This window comes from Peribacillus sp. NPDC056705 (assembly GCF_043656335.1).
This window is the reverse complement of the sequence record NZ_JBHTYI010000004.1, coordinates 196,159-214,003: the sequence shown is the minus strand read 5'-3', so window position 1 is coordinate 214,003 and position 17,845 is coordinate 196,159. Positions and strand designations below refer to the sequence as shown.

The window sequence follows — 17,845 nt, the reverse complement described above, 5'->3', positions numbered from 1 at the left end:
TGAAGCGCTTTCAAATTATCTCTCACCCCTTCATAAATAGATTTGAATAATATTAAAACTGAAGAAGTAACCAATGGTCATTGTTTCACAATAAGCAACGACGTTTCCTTTTATTGCCGAAAAATCTTTTATAAAAAGAATTATTAGCTAAGTCGTTATGCATAACAATCATTGTGCTGATTTTTGATGTTTTAAGGTAGATAGTATGACTGGATGCTTGGATGATGTAAATAGAGGAGATATTTTTGCTTTTAAATAAGGAATCGTTTATTTTTTACCAATTCCCGTAGACTTTATTTCCTATATAGATTCTCTTCAATCCTTCCTTATTGTTTTGTTGCTTATTAAGAAACGAAGTTTCACCACAATTCCAATATTATTTTATTTATAATATTCTTACCTGAAATGAATTCTAACATGTGCAGGGATTAATTTCAAGAAAATTCTGAATTTTATGTTCTTACCTACTAAAGTTTAATACACAGCTTTTTTCCTTCATAATAATGTAATAGTAAATGATATTTTATTGTTTTGATTTTACAAGAAAATTGCGGTAATCCAAAAAGATTGATCTTACTTCCTATCATTTTCGTTAGTCAAATTATCCTACTAATTAAAAATAGCCTCTTAAAACACATGACAAAACCCCACCTGTTCCCAATGGCAACTAGTGGGGTTTCTAACTGGCTTCCACATCTACATCAACCGGGAGATCCATCTTGTGCAATCAAGTCCTTTCATTTAAACGGCTAATTTACTGTATTCATCCAACTGATCTTTGGTTAAATTTTTGATGAAGTGATCAAAGTTTATCGACTCGATTTGGTACCTTTCACAAATCTTTAAATAACTTTCATAGGCTTTATCCTGAATGTTCATCATCTTGACTCCTCCCACTGTTATATAACAATAAATTTAACTTATTAATAATATATAACAACTGCAATTTCCCGTCAATATATTTTTCTGAAAATTCGGTAACATTTTCATTCTCTTAGTATTTCCCACATTGTTCTTCTCTAACCGTCTCACTTAACAAAAAGTAGTACGTTAGGTGTTAAATACCTCCTCCTTTTATTTCTGCTTTTTTGCTCAAAAAAAGAAGCTGCCTTAAAGACAGCTCCGATCTAAATTAACCTTATGGAAGTCAAAACTATACAACATTGGCCAAGTATACCCGACTTTGAGAAGAAAGATACTGCCTTATTTACGATATGGTAAGCGTAAAATAAGACAGCAATCCCTACATTGAAAACAAATTTAGCTTGATGGATATATGATGTACCTGATAAGGAAAAACACCTGCTTTATTATTTATTGATTAACTGAACAGTGCTTTGTTCGCTCCCTTTTTTGAAGGAGATGGGGTTTTGAAGTATTTCTTTTTGTAAAATAGGGCCGTATGTATCGACACGACGGTCTCTAAAGAATTGCAGCATTTTTCTAGTCTCTTCTATCTCTTTTAAATCAATTTCCTGCACAATAATTCCTTCTTCATCATCAAGTGAAGCTAAAATATTCCCTAATGTATCGCTAATGAATGAACCACCGTAAAAATTCATGTCCTTTTCCTGGCCCACACGATTTGTTGCAGCAACAAATACACCATTCGAAATGCCATGAGCGGAAATTGCCTTTTCCCAGGATGATCTTGTCGATATCTCGGGATGATCTGGCTCTGAACCAATAGCGGAAGGATAGAATAATATCTCTGCACCTTGTAAGCTCAAAATTCGCGCAACTTCTGGATACCACTCGTCCCAACAAATCCCGACTCCTATTTTTCCATAAGCCGTTTCATAGATAGGATACCCAGTATTGCCTGGAACGAAATAATATTTTTCATGATACTGGGGACCATCCGGAATATGATTTTTTCTTGTAATCCCTAAACATTCTCCATCAGCATCAAATACAGCTGCACTATTAAAATAAATACCAGCACCTGCTCTTTCGTAAAAAGGTACAATCAAGACAATTGCTAATTCCTTTGCTAATTCACCCATTTCGGCTAATGTACCGCTATCTACATCTTCAGCTAAATCATAATTTTTCACACTGACCGTTTGCGGAAAATATTGCGAAGAAAATAATTCCTGTAAACAAACGATTTGTGCACCTTTATTTACTGTTTCTTTTATTTTCTCTATCGTTTTTTGAATATTTTGCTCAATGAATTCTCCGCAATGAATTTGGACAAGACCAACTTTTACTTTTGACATCTTCTCACTTCCTCACTTTTATTTTTTTATCTTATACAGTTTGGACGACCGGGTTTTCATATACGATCTTTCCATCCATGATCGTCATCTTCACTTCTGTTTCAAGAATTTCCTCTGTTGATATGCTAAATAAATTTTTATTCAATACAGCGATATCCGCTATCTTCCCTGCTTCCAATGTGCCTAATTCATTTTCTCTAAATGACCCGTATGCCGGTATGGCCGTGTAGTATTTTAAAGCTTGTGCCAATGTTACTCCTTCCGACTCTTGCCACGCCTCCCCTGTTAAATCTTTTCTCGTGATTGCCTGATAAATGCCCATCATGGGATTTAGGGGCACTACAGGAAAATCTGTACCAAAGGCAATTTTAGCACCAGTATCCACTAGTGTTTTGATCGGATAATAGAGAGGTTGCTGTGTTTCACTGATTCTGGCTGTATATGCCTCACTTTCCATTAATTCAATGTGTTTAGGTTGAAAGGAAGCAATTACATCCAATTCCTTAAAGCGATGAACATCATCCGGATGCAATACCTCCACATGTTCAATGACATGTCTAGCATCTCTTTCTCCATTTACGTTTCTCGCTTCTTCAAATGCATCCAATGCTAAACGGACTGCACCGTTACCAATAGCATGGAAACGAATTTGAAAATTTTCCTTATCTGCCTTTTTTACTAATTGTTTAATTGTTTCAGCTGGATAAGTGGTTCCGCCTTTTGTATCTGGACGGTCTTTGTAAGGTTCCAATAAAAAAGCAGTATGACTTGTCACAACACCATCTATAAATTGTTTTAATCCAGAAAAGGTGAGCTTGTCTGACTGATAATTTGTTTGTAATTCCTTTGCTGCAGCTAAATCCATTTTTAACTCCGGCGAAAAGTGAATTCTGGTTGTAAGTAACCCTTCTCTCTCAAATTCCTTAAAAATTTCAAGATCATCTAATGGATTTGGCGCAATTTTAGCTCCATATAAATCATTAACAGATGTGATTCCCAATCTTTTTGTTTCATTAAGGAAACCTTGGAATAGGCTTACACGTTTATCTTTCGGTAATTTGTATGCATGTTCCGATGCATACCCAATTGCCTGTTCAAATAGAAGGCCTGTCAGTTCCCCATTTTCATCTTTTCCAATTTCCCCATATTCCGGATCTGGGGTATCCTTCGTTAATTGAATCATTTCCATCGCTTTACTATTGATCCATGCGTAATGCACTTCTGCATTGAATAATAAAACAGGGCGATCACTAATATATTTATCTAGTGTTGTCCTATGTGGCAGTACTTTGTTCTTCCAATTGGTATGATCCCAACCCACGCCGAATATCCACTCATCATTTGGTCTCGTTTCTGCAAATTCACCTACTATTTTGGCTGTATCCTCTTCTGAAGCTGCAACAAATAATTTGGCACTGTCCTTTTGTAAAATGCTTCCCATCATAATGTGCATATGAAAATCATGAAATCCCGGAATAATTAGTCCGTCTTCCATGTCATACACTTTCGTTTCACTTCCAAGGAATGACATTATATCTTCTTTAGAACTGATTTTAATAATTTTATTACCTTTAATAGCGATAGCTGCTTTTATTGGCTCATCTTGTAACCCAGTGAATACATGTTGACCAGAAAGAATGATGTCTGCACTTACCATTTTTGTCCTCCTTAATGAATATAGCTTTTATGCTTGAATTTCTTTTTCAATCGCACTATCAATAGAAAGCTCTGGTGGCCGCTTACTAAACATTTTCGTATTAGAAAGGAGCATGATGAAACCAATTCCTAACCATCCCAGTCCGAGTAAAAGCGCCTTTGAATCAAGACTGGTCCATAACCAAATTGTGAAACCAGTACCAATCAGCGGCAATATCAGGTACTTTAGTGTGTTAATCCCGCTTCGCTGTTTTTCTTTAATGAAATAATGGGAAATAACCGAAAGATTAACAAATGTAAAGGCAACGAGGGCCCCAAAGTTAATAAACGATGAGGCAGTTACTAAATCAATAAATAACGCAGATAAAGCAAAAATGCCCACTAAGATGATGTTGTGTGTTGGAGTTTGAAATTTTGGATGAATATGACCAAAAATTCTCTTTGGAAGAACTCCATCTCTCCCCATCGCATACAAAAGTCGCGAAACACTTGCATGAGCTGATAAACCAGACGCCAGCCCCCCGGTAATATAACCTGCTAGAAAAATAGATTGAAATAAATTACCCCCGATATACATAGCAATTTCCAAGGAAGCGGAATCTGGATCTTTAAAGGCTTGGAAATTTGGGTAAATAAGGTGACTGATGTATGAGATGGTGACAAACAGACCACCCCCTATTAATGCGACGAGGAAAATAGCCTTTGGTATTATTTTTTTCGGATTAATGGTTTCCTCTGAAAATGTGGTAACAGCATCAAATCCTAAAAAAGATAAACACAAAATGGAAGATCCTGCCAATACTAAAGATAGTGGTATATCTCCATTCACAAATGGAGAACTCATGAATAATGTTCCTGAGCCCATTCCGTTAAGTAACCCTTTAATCGAGAGGAATGTAAAAATAACTATTATTAAGAATTGACAGGCAACTAATAAAAGATTTATTTTTGTTGCTATTTTCACTCCAATTATATTTACAGTGGTGATTAAAATGACAAAGGTAATTAACCAGAAGGAAAAAGGAACGGAAGGAAAATATGCGTTTAAGTAAATGGCGATCAGTAATCCATTAATCATTGGCAAAAATAAATAGTCCAATAGGATAACCCAGCCTACCAAAAACCCAAGGTGATGATTAAAAGCCTTTTGAGTGAATGTATATGCAGAACCGGCAACAGGGTAGGCCTTAACCATTTGACCATAACTATAGGCTGTAAATAACATACCAACTAAAGCTATGATATAAGCAGCAGGCACCATCCCTTTCGTTATTTCCGCAACAACCCCATAAGTAGAAAAAACTGTTGTAGGTGCCATATAAGCCAATCCAAATAGCACTAAAGGAAACACTGTTAACGAACGTCTTAATTTTGCATTCTCCATGTATCACTCCACCCTTATTCGTGATTAATTAACTAATATGCAAATACCATACCAAGTGGGGATTGATTATTTGGCGATTTAATTATCGATATATTCCCAATAATTACAACATACAGATTATTAATTAGATTACTAGTGTTATGCAATATTACATAAATTATTTATAATTGCATAGGTAGTCGTTAGCTACCGAAGATGTCTCACCGTGTATTTTCTTGGTTGTTTCGAATAAGGTTCAAAAAAAGCTACGTGCCGTAATACAATAAAGGTTCGCTGTTAAGCTGTTAAATTGTTTCTTGAAATCTTGAATAGCTGCCCTTACCGGCGTTCTTGAAGTATTTAAGCCTTCCGCTAATTGAACTTTTGTAAATACTTCATCACCGGTAATGCCACCAAATAAAATCGCTTTTTTAATTTGCTTATAAACTATCTGCGTGGTTCTTTCCTTTTCGATTGGTAAATGTCCCGACCATTTATATAACAGAATAATCAAGAACATGATAAAACAGACCATTATGTTATCAATTCAATTAACCTCTTTGTTAGCAATAAATTTCCAAACGGTTAATACTACAAAATACATTAAGGGGAACCTGATGCTTTGCTTAAACATAATATCGCCGACTTCATTCAGATTTTTTCTACAATTATCTGTTATTCATCTATCCTGCCCCTCGAGTTCCATAAGAAATGAGCTGCTGATCAGCTCCTGATAATGAAGTAAAGCACCCATTACTTGAATTAGAAATTTAATTAGCTTTTCTTGGTCTTCTTAAACAATAAAAAACCTTCAACACCTAAAATAGAATCTATACCTCCGAAAACAATAACTTGATATATCATATCCCCTAACCTTACCTGTTCCCCTATTCAAAAATACATTCCCTTATCCATATACAAGATTTTTCAAAAAAAGGGTTCAACTGATAGTTTTATAAGAAAAAGAGCTGCCAATTTCGATAATATAAGATTTATTAGGAAAACTTGGAATTTAAGTTGTTGTATATTAAGATAGTATATGATGAAAATTTTCCCATATATAGGAGGAGACATATGAAAAAGAAAATTCTACATACGGTACTTTCGATTGCAGTAGGAGCAGGGATATTGTCCGTTGGCGGTGTTCCTATCCAAGCTAAGAGTCAAAATCAAGAGATGAAAAACACATACGCAATAGCTTTTAAAAGTGGATTACCAGAGAATTATCAAGAGGTAATACGGAAAGCTGGTGGTAAAATAACCAAAGTTCTTCCCGAAATTGGAGGAATAGAAGCTCAATCTGACGAGCCTTCTTTTCTTAAAAACCTAAAAGGTAATTCTTTAATAGAAGCTGCTAACAGAGAAATTCCCCTAACCATAGACAAAACAGAAGTCAGCCCTTTTAACCATGAGTCTAGCATCATCAGCCAGCAAGATTCAGAAAGTTATTGGGACTCCCAATGGGATATCCAAAGGGTTACCAACGAAGGGAAATCATATGATTTAGAAACAGGCGGATATAAAAATAAAGATGGTAGTATTACTCATAAAGCAGTGGTTGGAGTGATTGATACTGGAATTGATGAGTCTCACCCAGACTTAAAGAATAATATAATAGGTGGTCGTAATCTTGTTCCTGCTGGAATGGATGAATCTGAAACAGGTGATCCTACCGATATAAAAGATCGCAATGGGCATGGTACTCACGTTGCCGGGATCATTGGAGCAAATGGTAAAGTAAAAGGTGTAGGACCAGATTTAGGAATCCGATCCTATCGCGTATTATACTCAGAGCAAGCCCTTGGATTACCAGCTTGGATTATAGATGGAATTATTGCAGCAACAAATGACAAGGTGGATGTTATTAATATGTCTCTTCGTTTCTACAATAATACCAAAATGACAATTGAGGGAGAAAGTTATAAATCAGTCGCTGAAACGTTACTTTGGAAGAGAGCTATTCAATATGCAGTAAAGAATGGAGTAACTGTAGTAGCCGGTAGTGGTAATGAAAGTTTAAATTTAGATGACAAGAAGGAAGTAAACGAATTTTTAAATAAATTGTATGAACCATATGGAATGAGCGTGAAAGGTCCTGCAACTGTAGTACCAGCTCAAATGCCAGGAGTCATTAATGTGTCTGCCTCCACAAGCTGGTCAACTCAACAGCTTGCTTTCTACTCTAATTATGGAAACAGTGCTATTGACGTGGCAGCTCCCGGAGGAGATTATGGGCCTAAATATGCAGAAACCAATGATCCTGCGGCGGCTGATCCAAGTAACTTAATCCTAAGTACATGGCCTACCTATTTAGGTACTTCATATGAGTTTAATGCTGGTACTTCCATGGCCACTCCTCAAGTAGCTGGAATTGCAGGAGTTATTAAGGCAGCCCACCCGGAGTATAAACCTGCCCAAGTAACAGCACGTGTTAAGCAAACAGCTCTTGACTATGGAAAGAAAGGACAAGATGCTTTATTTGGTTCAGGAGAAGCAAATGCTTATAGAGCATTAGAAAATATAAAGAAGTAGCTTATGTTTCTAAATAAGATGAAATATTAAAACTACAAGAAAAGGAAATCATCTTTTCAAAAGGCTCTTTTCGTAAAGATTGTAGTTTTTAAAACCAAACGATTTAACGTTGAGTGGAGCGCAAGTGCGAGACTCCTGCGGGAGCAGCGGGACAGGTGAGACCCCACAGGCGTTTACGCCGAGGAGGCTCACCGCCCGCCCCGCGGAAAGCGAGCATCTGGAGGGGAAATCAACACACCGCTTTACTTGGTAAATAGCAACAAAGTATGCGAAAACAGCTTTTCAAAATAAATAAAGAGGCCACTGATTAGGTGAGTGGCCTCCATCTTTAACTCTTGCGCCCGTTAGTTCTATAAATTCAACAAACATTATACATTTCTCCGCGATACGCTTCCCACTCCCTCCCAATCTGGGCAAGGTGTTCTCGAACATGCTCAACACGGAATTCCAGCAATTGCTTAAATGTTTACCGCTCTGCATCGTCATCCCCCCATCCGCCCACTTTGTTCATTTGTCAGATGGTCCAGAATGGGCTGTATACTGGAACGCAGCAATTGGAACAGGAGCAAATACTGTTCAAGGTCCATCGGATCATCCCCCAAGCCATTCGCCCCTCCATCTTGGTCAAACGAAAGCAGAAGTGGCTCGTGCTCTGCCATGACTTTTTTCAGCCGATGTGTAGACAAGACCTCAGCACCCGTCACTTGGATGGGAATTTGATGGATGCTCCACTTGTCCGGTGCGGGCTTGAACGAAGCTCCTCCTTCGCTAATCATTCGATTGCTTTCCGGATCATTGCGTATCCACGACCATACTCTTCAATTAACGCTTCCATTTTTGTCCCACCTTTTCTTATTCAACTTATCTGTCCCAATAGTTCTATAAGATTTATCATGTTTATAACCGGTTAAACATTTCTGATTGGATGTTGTCAGGCGCGGATTCCTACTATTGCTGTACTAATTCTAAAATGTTTTCTATATTTTTAGCTGTAGTAACAAAGGAAAAGTTTTAAAACCAAAAACCTTCTTATAAGTACTATCGTCTATATATTTAGGGAAGGAAGTGTGAACTGTTTTGGAGGAGTTTGTGTTGAAATGGCATCAAATGAAAGATGACGAATTCTTACTGGATGAAATTATGTCCCTTTATGGCCAGGATATTCTGCAATTAGTCTATTCCTATGTAAAAGATCCAGTTGTGGCAGAGGATCTGACACAGGAAATTTTTATCAAATGCTATAAGTCGCTTTCCACGTATAACCAGCAATCAAATATTAGGACGTGGCTTTGGAGGATTGCAATTAACCATTGTAAGGATTATAGGAAAAGCTGGTATTTCCGAAAAGTTTCGACTGCGGAAGAGGAGCATGAATGGACTTCTACCGATGATGTGGAAGAAAAGGTCATTCAGCATGATGAAGACAGGCAGCTAGCAGTTGCCGTTATGGAGCTGCCTATCCAGTATCGCGAGCTTATTTACCTTCATTATTTTCAGGAAATGAAGCTCAAGGAGATTTCTGAAATTACTGGGGTCAAACTTGGAACGGTGAAGACCAGGATGCGCCAGGCGAAAAGACGGTTAAAAACCTATTGGGAGGAATCCACCGATGGAAGATAAATTATCACGCTTGAAATCGGCTATGGAAAAGCATACATTTCTTGATTTGAAATTCACGGAAAAACATAGAAACTCCATCCATACTGCCATCGAAAAGCAGGATGTAAGTAAGGAAGACATTTTGATTGGTATTTTCAGATCTTTGGATAAGGAAAAAAGTGGTTATCAAATTAATGAATCTCTTTACCAGAAAGGCATCCGGAAATTTGAAAATAACGAAGGCTCCTTGTATGCTGCGTTGCATGAGCTTGAAAAGGAAGGCTGGCTCCAGTCTTTTTGGGAAACGGAAGAAAGGAAGCTCTATTCCTTGGATGAACGTGCGAAAAAGTGGCTTAAGAAAAAGGAATCCAAAAGCGGTTCCGCTTCTGCTAGTTGGCGGACAGCGTTTGAAGGAGGAAGAGCCGATTGAGAAGCAATCATTTTTTAAATGAAGTTTCGTCGTATATCCGATCAAAAGAAGCAAAAAAATATATAGAAGCTGAATTAAAAGCCCATCTGCATCAAGCTAAAACTGAACTGGTCAAAAAAGGATATACAGAGGCTGAAGCAGAGGAACTCGCTGTCCGGAATATGGGAAGCCCCTCTGACATTGGGCAGAAGATGGACAAGCTGCACAGGCCGAAGATTGATTGGAAGCTAATGAGCATGTTTCTGTTCATGTCAGCTACGGGCCTGTTTTTGTTTTGGTTCTTGTTTAAGGATGGTAATTCATTTTCAGTGCTGAAGCAGGTATATTCTGTCATAGGAAGTGTAATTTTGGCCTGTGTCCTTCTTTTTTTCGATTATCGGAAATTTCAGAGATGGGGCTGGTTTTTCTTTACGATAGGATGTCTGATTCTTTTTCAGTTCCAATTTTCCAATGTATTTGTGAACGGCAGTCCTCGAATTAATATTACGGGTTTATTGTCGGTCGATTCTATTGTGGTTCTGCCACTTTTTCTGCTTGCCTGGGCCGGAATGCTTCAATCAAGAAAGATGAATGTTTATTTGGCTGCCATTTTATACGTTTGTTCTGCCTTCCTGTTTCTGAATACAGTCAACTTACAGGCGTCAATGCTTTATTCATTGATGGTTGCTGTTATGGTCTGGAAGAGCGGCCTAAATAAAAGGAAAATCCTTGTCACTGCAGCGGTCCTGCTTACTGCATGTGTTTCACTTCTGCTTATATCCTTGAAAGATATAAGGGCCTATCAATTAGAAAGACTTTTTGCGTTCGTTACCCCTGAAAAATTCAGTGAGACATCGGGGTATATGTATTTGGAACTGGAAAAGCTAATTGAGGATGCCGGATGGTTTGGCCATTTTAATTCCCTCGGGGAGTTTTATTATTCAAATGAAATGATGACGGATTTCATCTTTGTAACGATTACCTATACGCTTGGCTGGGCCGGGTCCTTGCTCATTGGTCTGCTGTTTTTATGGATGATCTGGCGAATTTCCCGTATATTCCAAACTGTGAAAGACCCATTTGGGAAAATGCTCGTTTCCGGCAGTTTTGCCATATTCACTGCACAGGTAACTGTCAGCATCGGAATGTCTTTCGGCTTATTACCAATAACAAGCGTATCCCTGCCATTTATGAGTTATGGTGCTTTATCAGCTATGATTAACGCCTGCTTGTTTGGTCTGGTTTTAAGTGTATATCACAAAAAAGATATTATACTGATGAAGAAAATATGAGGTACTGTAGCTCATATTCTCTTTTCTGAAGAAATTTGGAATGGGCAAACCAGAACCCCCACAGCGTAAATAAAAAGAATCATTTTGAAAATAGATTGATTGAAATGGATTATTTTCTTGCGATACAGTATACAGTTTTTATAAAATAGTTTGATTATTTTTAGTAATCGTTAAAAAACTAACGCATAGCTTAAGCATTACATTGTATAAAATGTTTATAGATTGAAGAAAAATCAACTTACCGGAAGTTCAAGCATTAGCAAAAAGGTAATTCTGCTGAATTACCTTTTTTAAGTTTCGTTGTTCACTTTCCGGTAGTCGAGCTAATAAACCCTTTATAACCTCTTCACTAGATATTTACGTTGTTCCATGGATTATATCCCCCATTCCCCCTCGATCATGAAGTGCGAATAATAAGAGAACTATTAAATTAAAAGAAATGAATAAAACGGAATTAGAACATACCATAAAGGCTGTTGGTCAATATTGAATGGGAAAATCGTGCTTAATGGTGAATAATTTGGTACACCTAGCACACAATCACAATTAACGGCAAAAAAAGAGTGCCGGCTGCCATGCGTTTGGCATTCACGAAATAAGGTTCGCGAATATTCCAATATGACTTTTCTTTGTTATCATGAACTGTGACAAGGTGTTTTTTGTTTGGAAGGAATTTGTAACTTTTAAGAATAATTATGAAGATGATCAGATAATAAATTTTTACACATAAGGAGATAAAACTATGGCAAAAAACAAATTACTAAGAATGGACAATGTCGGCATCGTTGTAGAATCCCTGGATGACGCAATCTCTTTCTTCGAGGAGATTGGCTTGACCCTCGAAGGGCGAGCCACTGTCGAAGGTGAATGGGCTGGCCGCGTAACCGGACTGGGTTCTCAGTGCGTAGAGATTGCTGTGATGGTTACCCCAGATGGCCACAGCCGACTTGAACTTTCGCGATTTCTCACCCCACCTACTATAGCAGATCACCGGACTGCTCCTGTAAACGCCCTCGGTTATCTACGCGTCATGTTCACCGTTGAAGACATTGACGAAATGGTATCCAGACTCACTAAGTATGGTGCTCAGCTCGTTGGCGAAGTGGTTCAGTACGAAGACTCGTATCGGCTCTGCTACATTCGTGGAACCGAAGGACTTCTAATCGGTTTGGCGGAACAAATCGGTAACAAATAGGTAAGTGACGTTTTATAAAAAGCCTTTACTGAAATAAAAATTGAAACAGAAAAGCAGTGTGAAAGTAACTCGAAGAAGTCGGGTATGTCATATAACACAGCATTCACGCTGCAGGACTCCCCGAGCCACTGGTAGCCAGGAGAAGAAGCAGGGAAGAGATTCAGGCGACACCCCTGCGAGCCTAAGAACTTCGTTCCAAGGCTCGCAGGGTTCGTGATTGAGAAAACGTTATATGCCAATCCGTCTCGATTTGAAGAAAATTCTTATTCAATAAAAGGGCGCGATTGCGGAAAAAGTAGTACAGAGTGATACATATTATACATGACTAATATGTATCACTCTGTATTTTTTTATGACATTTTACGATTTAGGTCTTGATAAATACAAGACGGTACGATTTTATTTTATAACTACAGAGATTTTCTAAAACAAAAAGATTGATGGCTTAATAGTCGAGTAGTCTGTATTCACGGAACATAATTTCTACCGTTACTTAATCATTTTTTCTATCTTATCAGTGTCAGAATCAAGAATACCATAAACAACTCCTGGCATATTATAAAGATAACTTTCATTATCAAAAGTATATGAAAGGATAGGTGAAACAGTCATAAAATCAAATTCCTTTTTACCTTGATAAAAGGTATTAATTTTATGGAGATAAAGAAAGAATCAATAAAGATAAGGAGATTTTAAAAAATAACCATAGGACCAACAGCAGCAAGGCTTTAATCACATTAACTCATTCCATAAGTAAACAATCCAAGTCCAAGTATTTTAATAAATAAATGCGAGTCCAAAGTCAAACTGACACCGATCAATGTAATTATTAGGCTAAAAGAATAATATTTTTTGCTTACCGTGTGGAATTCCCTTTACTCCCATAAGAAAGGAGCTGCTAGTCAGCTCCTGAAGAAAAGTACCCTTTAGCTAAATATCGGTTATTTATACAAGATATCATCTCTTAATGAAGCACTTTAGTTAAAGCTGTATCTATGTCAGCTTCATTCACTCCAAAGTGAGCAAGTGCATCGTTTAGATGTTTTACAATGGTATCAAAATGGGCTGGTTGCAGATTCAATCCTTGGTTAGCATTTGCCATGGATTGTTCAGAGTATTGTTTTGGACCAACCTAATGCAAAACTAATAAATTTCGTCTGATGACGGCGTTGTTTTTCCATATCCGTCTTTTCAAAAAAATGATTAACTGTATCATCCTTAAGAACCAACTCGGAGTAAAAGTAGTCCACAACTTTTGCTATCGCTTCTTCTCCGCCGACTTTTTCGTAAAGTGTCTGTTCCATATTTTCACTCCTATTTTGTAGTTAATAGCAGTATTTTCTGTAGATAGACTCGTTTTTGTTCCTTATCTTTCAATTAAATCCACTTAAAAGATAAACTGCTCCGGGACCTTTCGATCTTATGCAACTATCCTTTCCCTTTAGCTCCATAATGTGCTGCCAAAGCAACCTCCGATAATGAAGCAAAGAACCCGTAGTTCATTAGCCCTTTGGTATCCTGCTGTTTGAGAACAAACTCGAAAAATAAGGATAGGTCATCATCCATTAGAGGTTATTGAATTCCACAAAAAAATAAGTATGGACTAACACTATAATCGCTACTCTCTCCTCTTCTACGCAAAGAATCATAACTTGAACGGTAAATATTAATTTTAAGATAAAAAAGTCACCAGCTTGGTCAATAAATAAGTATAAGAATGTAATAGATTGGATAAACTAATAAAAAAGGAGTGGGAGATTATGGAGACAAAAATTAAAGAAGGCACAAAAGAAATGTGGAGCGAAATTAATGAATGTATAACTAGGAAAATTAATGAAAAACATGATTTATCCTTTCAAAAGAAAAGTAATGATAATTATATGAATCTATATATTCAAACAGCAGTATTACACACCCTATTTGAACTATCAGATGAGTTCAGGAAAATCGAACGAAAATATAACCGATTGTGATGCTTCTGGAAAGGCCATGCACTAAAAAAACCAACTTAATGGTGGATTAGGATTAAACTCTTCAAGGGAGCCTTTTTAATCCTAATCCACGTTTTTTCTTTCATCATTACCGCTGCCGACATTTGACTAACACCTTTACTGTACCACCTGCTTCCCTTCCCTATAAAGCCCTCTTTTCATTCAAACTGGAATCCATTTTTCTTACCTTACGTTAAAACAAAAGCAAAGATCATCCGACAATCAAGACAGTATACTAAAGCTTAAAACATGGCCCCCCACCTTTTCCTATTACAACCGGTGGGGTTTCTAGTTGTGGTTTCTACATCTACGTAAACCGGGAGGCCCCTCTTTTGCAACCACGCCGGATAAATTGGCTTCAATGTGTAAAGTAGTTTTTAATGGCAGATTTCCAAGGGAGTTGTTTTTTTGTTGTTTTATAAATACCTAAAATCTTGTATATTTAATATAACTTACTGATTATTGAATCAAATGATCCGTTACAACAGAATAGTTTTATAACTAACTAAAATCATTGAAACTAATATTTTTGAAAGAGAGCTGAAAGCTGATGTTGTGGTCACCGCTATTCGAAAATGATGTACCTGCAGTTATTCTTCCTTAACGGTAGAAAATTGCATCTCCGTTAGGGACTGGAAATGTTTAGTTAAAACGGAGGGTACAAAATGAAAAACACTATATTAGGTTCTTTATATTTATCACTCGCTGCTAGCATTTGGGGCGGGATGTATGTTGTGGTAAAAGTTGTGGTAGACGTTGTTCCACCACTTGAATTAGTATTATTACGATATGTGATTGCGATTTTAGCATTGCTGACAATTGGTTTTATAACAAAACAATCTTGGCGGATTGAAAGACGAGACTGGCTTTTGGTTTTCATTATAGGACTTGTTGGAAACACAATTTCTATCGTAACCCAGGAAGTCGGTACGCTTCTATCCACTGCACAAATGGGAGCCATCATTACTTCGACAACACCTGCTTTTATGGTGATATTTGCACGTATCGTTTTAAAAGAAAAGATCACTTTAAAAAAATCAATTTCTGTTATTTTAGCGACGATCGGTGTCTGCATCATTGTCGGAAATGCCCATATCGGCTCATCTCACCAACTTGGGGGCGTATCGCTGCTGATTGCTGCATTAACCTGGGCACTTATGTCAGTTCTAATTAAACGGATTCCTGGGCAATATTCACAAATTGTTATAACGACCTATGCAGTGCTTGTGGCAATTGTCTGTTTAACACCCATTACGATTAGTCGATTAGATGAGCTTGACTTTCAAGCAATCATGCATCCATCCATATGGGGCGGCCTTTTATACTTGGGCGTTATTTCCACAGCATGTGCCTTTTTATTGTGGAATCGCGGACTGCAAATGCTTACCGCATCAAGTGGCGGATTATTTTTCTTTTTACAACCTATAGTGGGTACTTTTTTAGGTTGGTTAATACTAGGTGAACAAATCGGCTTGTCTTTTTGGATCGGTACAATATTAATTTTTATAGGTGTGTTATTAGTCATTCGGGAAGAATAACCCACATTAAAAAGTTTATTAAAGTTATATATTTTAAAAAGTACTCTATAGAGCAGTCACTTTAAAAAGGTCTGCCTATAGGGTACTTTTTGTATTTTTACCTGTTTGTTTTTCTTGCGCAATCCAATTTTTATTTCTTAACACAAAAAGAAGTTTTTTTATTTACTTCAACCTATTGCATGGAAAAATACCTTTTATACATTCATTACGTAATTATCATCATGATTTCATGTACATTTCGAAAGCATTTTTGTTATCATTAATTCATAATCATGGAAAAGAATTCTAAAACCAAGGAGGAATGTTCTTGAAAAATCCATATACGGAATTGACGTTCGGGATGATGAGAACGGGGATTTTAGGTTTCGGCGGCGGGCCATCTGTCATCCCGCTCATCCGCCACGAAGCAGTTTCCCGTTATCACTGGCTCGACGATGATGAATTCGGGGACACTTTGGCGATTGCCAATACACTCCCAGGACCTATTGCCACTAAGATGGCAGCATATCTTGGTTATAAATTAAAAGGCTGGCCAGGAGCCTTCGTCAGCGTGGCCGCTCACGTTTTACCTTCATGCATTGCGATGGTTTTCTTGATTGCATTCATTAATGTTTTAAGTAATTCGGCCATGATCAGTAATATGATCGCTGCTGTCATGCCGGTTGTTGCTGTCATGCTTGGTCAAATGGCTTATGAGTTTGGCGAAAAGGCGGTGAAAGGGTTAGGAAAGGTGCTCGGAATCACCTTTTTTGCGATTTCCTTTTTGCTTCTGCAAGTCATTTCCCTGCATCCTGGTATCGTCATTATGATTTTCCTTCTATATGGGGCGTTCCATTTTAAATTAAAGGAAAGATTGAATAATAAAAAGGTGAATAGGAAGGAGGAATCCGGTTAATGGGTCTTATTATCCCAATAGGTGTTGCTGTTTTTCTAGCGTTTTTCATTGCCAATATTCTTGGTTATGGCGGAGGTCCAGCCTCGATTCCGCTTATGTATGATCAAATCGTCACCCGTTATGGCTGGCTTGATAATGCCGAATTCTCACAAATGCTTGCGTTAGGAAATTCACTTCCAGGACCTATCGCCACGAAAATAGCCGCATATGTCGGATATGATGTATATGGCTGGCCAGGATTTCTAGTTGCATTGGCAGGCACGATCATCCCTTCAGCCGTAGCTTTGATATATTTATTAAAAATCCTGCGAAAATACAAGCATTCGCCTATCGTAAAAGGCATGTCCCTGCTTGTACAGCCCGTGATTGCAATCATGATGTTATTGCTCACCTGGAATATGGCCGAGGATGCCGTCGGTTCCATCGGCTACATCCATTCAATCGTCATCGCTGGATTGGCCTTTTTGGCCCTAGGTAAATTCAAGATCCACCCTGCCTTCGTAATCATTCTTGCTTTTGCGTACGGCGGCTTTATCATCCCGCACACCTAATAATAAAAAATCCACCTATATAGGGGGATTTTTTCATTTAAAGTTTCATGCCCATCCGGCTTTTATAACGTTTAATGAGAATTTGGCAATCAACGCTGACAACACCGACGACGGCATACAGCTTCTCATTGAGAAATCGTTCCATCTCCTGGTTATCAGTAAAGATTCCGTGCATATGGAGTTTACTCGGACCGGTCATATGATATAAACTCGTTACTGCCGGTTCACTTTCTAATTGCTGTGCGACCGATTCCAGATATTTAGGCTCAACCTCAACGTTAAAGAATGCCGAAACATGGATGCCGACCTTGGCTGGATTTATGACCGCAGTGAACCTCTCGATCACACCGTTTTCAACAAGATGATTGATTCTCATCTGAACCGCAACCCTGGAGAGCTCCACTTTCTTCGCTAAGTCGGTATACGAAATCCGCGCATCTTCATGTAAAACCGATATGATTTTCTTATCGATCTCATCAACTTTCAAGCTAGGAATCTTAAAGTCCTCTGCCATCCTGCGTAACCCCTTTTCAATTTCTTTATTCCATTATCGCAGAGAACACCATCGGATCACAACGATCTTCCTTTTCACTTTTGAACCT

16 protein-coding genes and 1 pseudogene are annotated in these 17,845 nt (G+C 37.8%); 9 read left to right on the top strand and 8 right to left on the bottom strand.

From position 1 onward, the window contains the following. Positions 1-741: 741 nt before the first annotated feature. From ACFRAK_RS07725 to ACFRAK_RS07705, 5 genes are all read right to left on the bottom strand, one after another. Positions 742-882 carry a hypothetical protein gene (locus tag ACFRAK_RS07725; protein ID WP_387596696.1) on the bottom strand — a complete coding sequence of 47 codons (141 nt, stop codon included), beginning with the start codon at positions 880-882 and terminating at the stop codon, positions 742-744. 428 nt (positions 883-1,310) lie between these two features. Beyond that, positions 1,311-2,222, bottom strand: a complete 912-nt coding sequence (locus ACFRAK_RS07720) for a carbon-nitrogen hydrolase (RefSeq protein WP_387596699.1) — start codon at positions 2,220-2,222, stop codon at positions 1,311-1,313. Between the two features lie 31 nt (positions 2,223-2,253). Then, positions 2,254-3,879, bottom strand: a complete 1,626-nt coding sequence (locus ACFRAK_RS07715; RefSeq protein ID WP_394571517.1) for an amidohydrolase — start codon at positions 3,877-3,879, stop codon at positions 2,254-2,256. A 27-nt stretch (positions 3,880-3,906) separates the two neighbouring features. Further along, positions 3,907-5,262, bottom strand: coding sequence for an APC family permease (locus ACFRAK_RS07710; RefSeq protein ID WP_394571515.1), 1,356 nt, complete (start codon positions 5,260-5,262; stop codon positions 3,907-3,909). A 235-nt stretch (positions 5,263-5,497) separates the two neighbouring features. Continuing rightward, positions 5,498-5,761, bottom strand: a complete 264-nt coding sequence (locus ACFRAK_RS07705) for a GntR family transcriptional regulator (protein ID WP_394571514.1) — start codon at positions 5,759-5,761, stop codon at positions 5,498-5,500. Between the two features lie 554 nt (positions 5,762-6,315). Here ACFRAK_RS07705 and ACFRAK_RS07700 point away from each other — a divergent pair. Further along, on the top strand, positions 6,316-7,773 hold the full coding sequence (locus ACFRAK_RS07700; protein WP_387596711.1) for a S8 family serine peptidase: 1,458 nt from the start codon (positions 6,316-6,318) through the stop codon (positions 7,771-7,773). Positions 7,774-8,255: 482 nt separating this feature from the next. Here ACFRAK_RS07700 and ACFRAK_RS07695 read toward each other — a convergent pair whose 3' ends face one another. Continuing rightward, positions 8,256-8,549, bottom strand: a complete 294-nt coding sequence (locus tag ACFRAK_RS07695; RefSeq protein WP_394571513.1) for a hypothetical protein — start codon at positions 8,547-8,549, stop codon at positions 8,256-8,258. Between the two features lie 301 nt (positions 8,550-8,850). Here ACFRAK_RS07695 and ACFRAK_RS07690 point away from each other — a divergent pair, with 301 nt between their 5' ends. The 4 genes from ACFRAK_RS07690 (at position 8,851) to ACFRAK_RS07675 (ending at position 12,268) form a co-directional block, all read left to right on the top strand. After that, positions 8,851-9,393 carry a sigma-70 family RNA polymerase sigma factor gene (locus ACFRAK_RS07690; RefSeq protein WP_387596717.1) on the top strand — a complete coding sequence of 181 codons (543 nt, stop codon included), beginning with the start codon at positions 8,851-8,853 and terminating at the stop codon, positions 9,391-9,393. After that, positions 9,383-9,802 carry a PadR family transcriptional regulator gene (locus tag ACFRAK_RS07685; RefSeq protein WP_387596720.1) on the top strand — a complete coding sequence of 140 codons (420 nt, stop codon included), beginning with the start codon at positions 9,383-9,385 and terminating at the stop codon, positions 9,800-9,802. The genes ACFRAK_RS07690 and ACFRAK_RS07685 overlap by 11 nt, the downstream gene beginning before the upstream one ends. Further along, positions 9,799-11,073 carry an FtsW/RodA/SpoVE family cell cycle protein gene (locus ACFRAK_RS07680; protein WP_387707209.1) on the top strand — a complete coding sequence of 425 codons (1,275 nt, stop codon included), beginning with the start codon at positions 9,799-9,801 and terminating at the stop codon, positions 11,071-11,073. Before ACFRAK_RS07685 ends, ACFRAK_RS07680 begins: the two co-directional genes overlap by 4 nt. Before the next feature lie 742 nt (positions 11,074-11,815). Continuing rightward, complete coding sequence (locus ACFRAK_RS07675) at positions 11,816-12,268, top strand: VOC family protein (protein WP_387596725.1); 453 nt, start codon at positions 11,816-11,818, stop codon at positions 12,266-12,268. A gap of 941 nt (positions 12,269-13,209) precedes the next feature. Here ACFRAK_RS07675 and ACFRAK_RS07670 read toward each other — a convergent pair. After that, a pseudogene (locus ACFRAK_RS07670) lies at positions 13,210-13,572 on the bottom strand (group I truncated hemoglobin). Between the two features lie 456 nt (positions 13,573-14,028). On the opposite strand from ACFRAK_RS07670, the gene ACFRAK_RS07665 reads away from it, so the two are divergent. From ACFRAK_RS07665 to chrA, 4 genes are all read left to right on the top strand, one after another. Further along, a complete protein-coding gene (locus ACFRAK_RS07665) occupies positions 14,029-14,241 on the top strand; it encodes a hypothetical protein (RefSeq protein WP_061461893.1) in 213 nt (70 codons plus the stop codon). Positions 14,242-14,924: 683 nt separating this feature from the next. Then, complete coding sequence (locus tag ACFRAK_RS07660; RefSeq protein ID WP_387596729.1) at positions 14,925-15,797, top strand: DMT family transporter; 873 nt, start codon at positions 14,925-14,927, stop codon at positions 15,795-15,797. A 307-nt stretch (positions 15,798-16,104) separates the two neighbouring features. Continuing rightward, positions 16,105-16,692, top strand: coding sequence for a chromate efflux transporter ChrB (chrB, locus tag ACFRAK_RS07655; protein ID WP_387596732.1), 588 nt, complete (start codon positions 16,105-16,107; stop codon positions 16,690-16,692). Next, positions 16,692-17,243: a chromate efflux transporter ChrA gene (gene chrA, locus ACFRAK_RS07650; protein ID WP_394571512.1), complete on the top strand. Its 552-nt coding sequence runs from the start codon at positions 16,692-16,694 to the stop codon at positions 17,241-17,243. Before chrB ends, chrA begins: the two co-directional genes overlap by 1 nt. A gap of 37 nt (positions 17,244-17,280) precedes the next feature. Here chrA and chrS read toward each other — a convergent pair whose 3' ends face one another. Continuing rightward, entirely contained in the window at positions 17,281-17,757 is a 477-nt protein-coding gene (gene chrS / locus ACFRAK_RS07645) for a chromate efflux transcriptional regulator ChrS (protein WP_034315019.1), read from the bottom strand. Positions 17,758-17,845 lie beyond the last annotated feature (88 nt).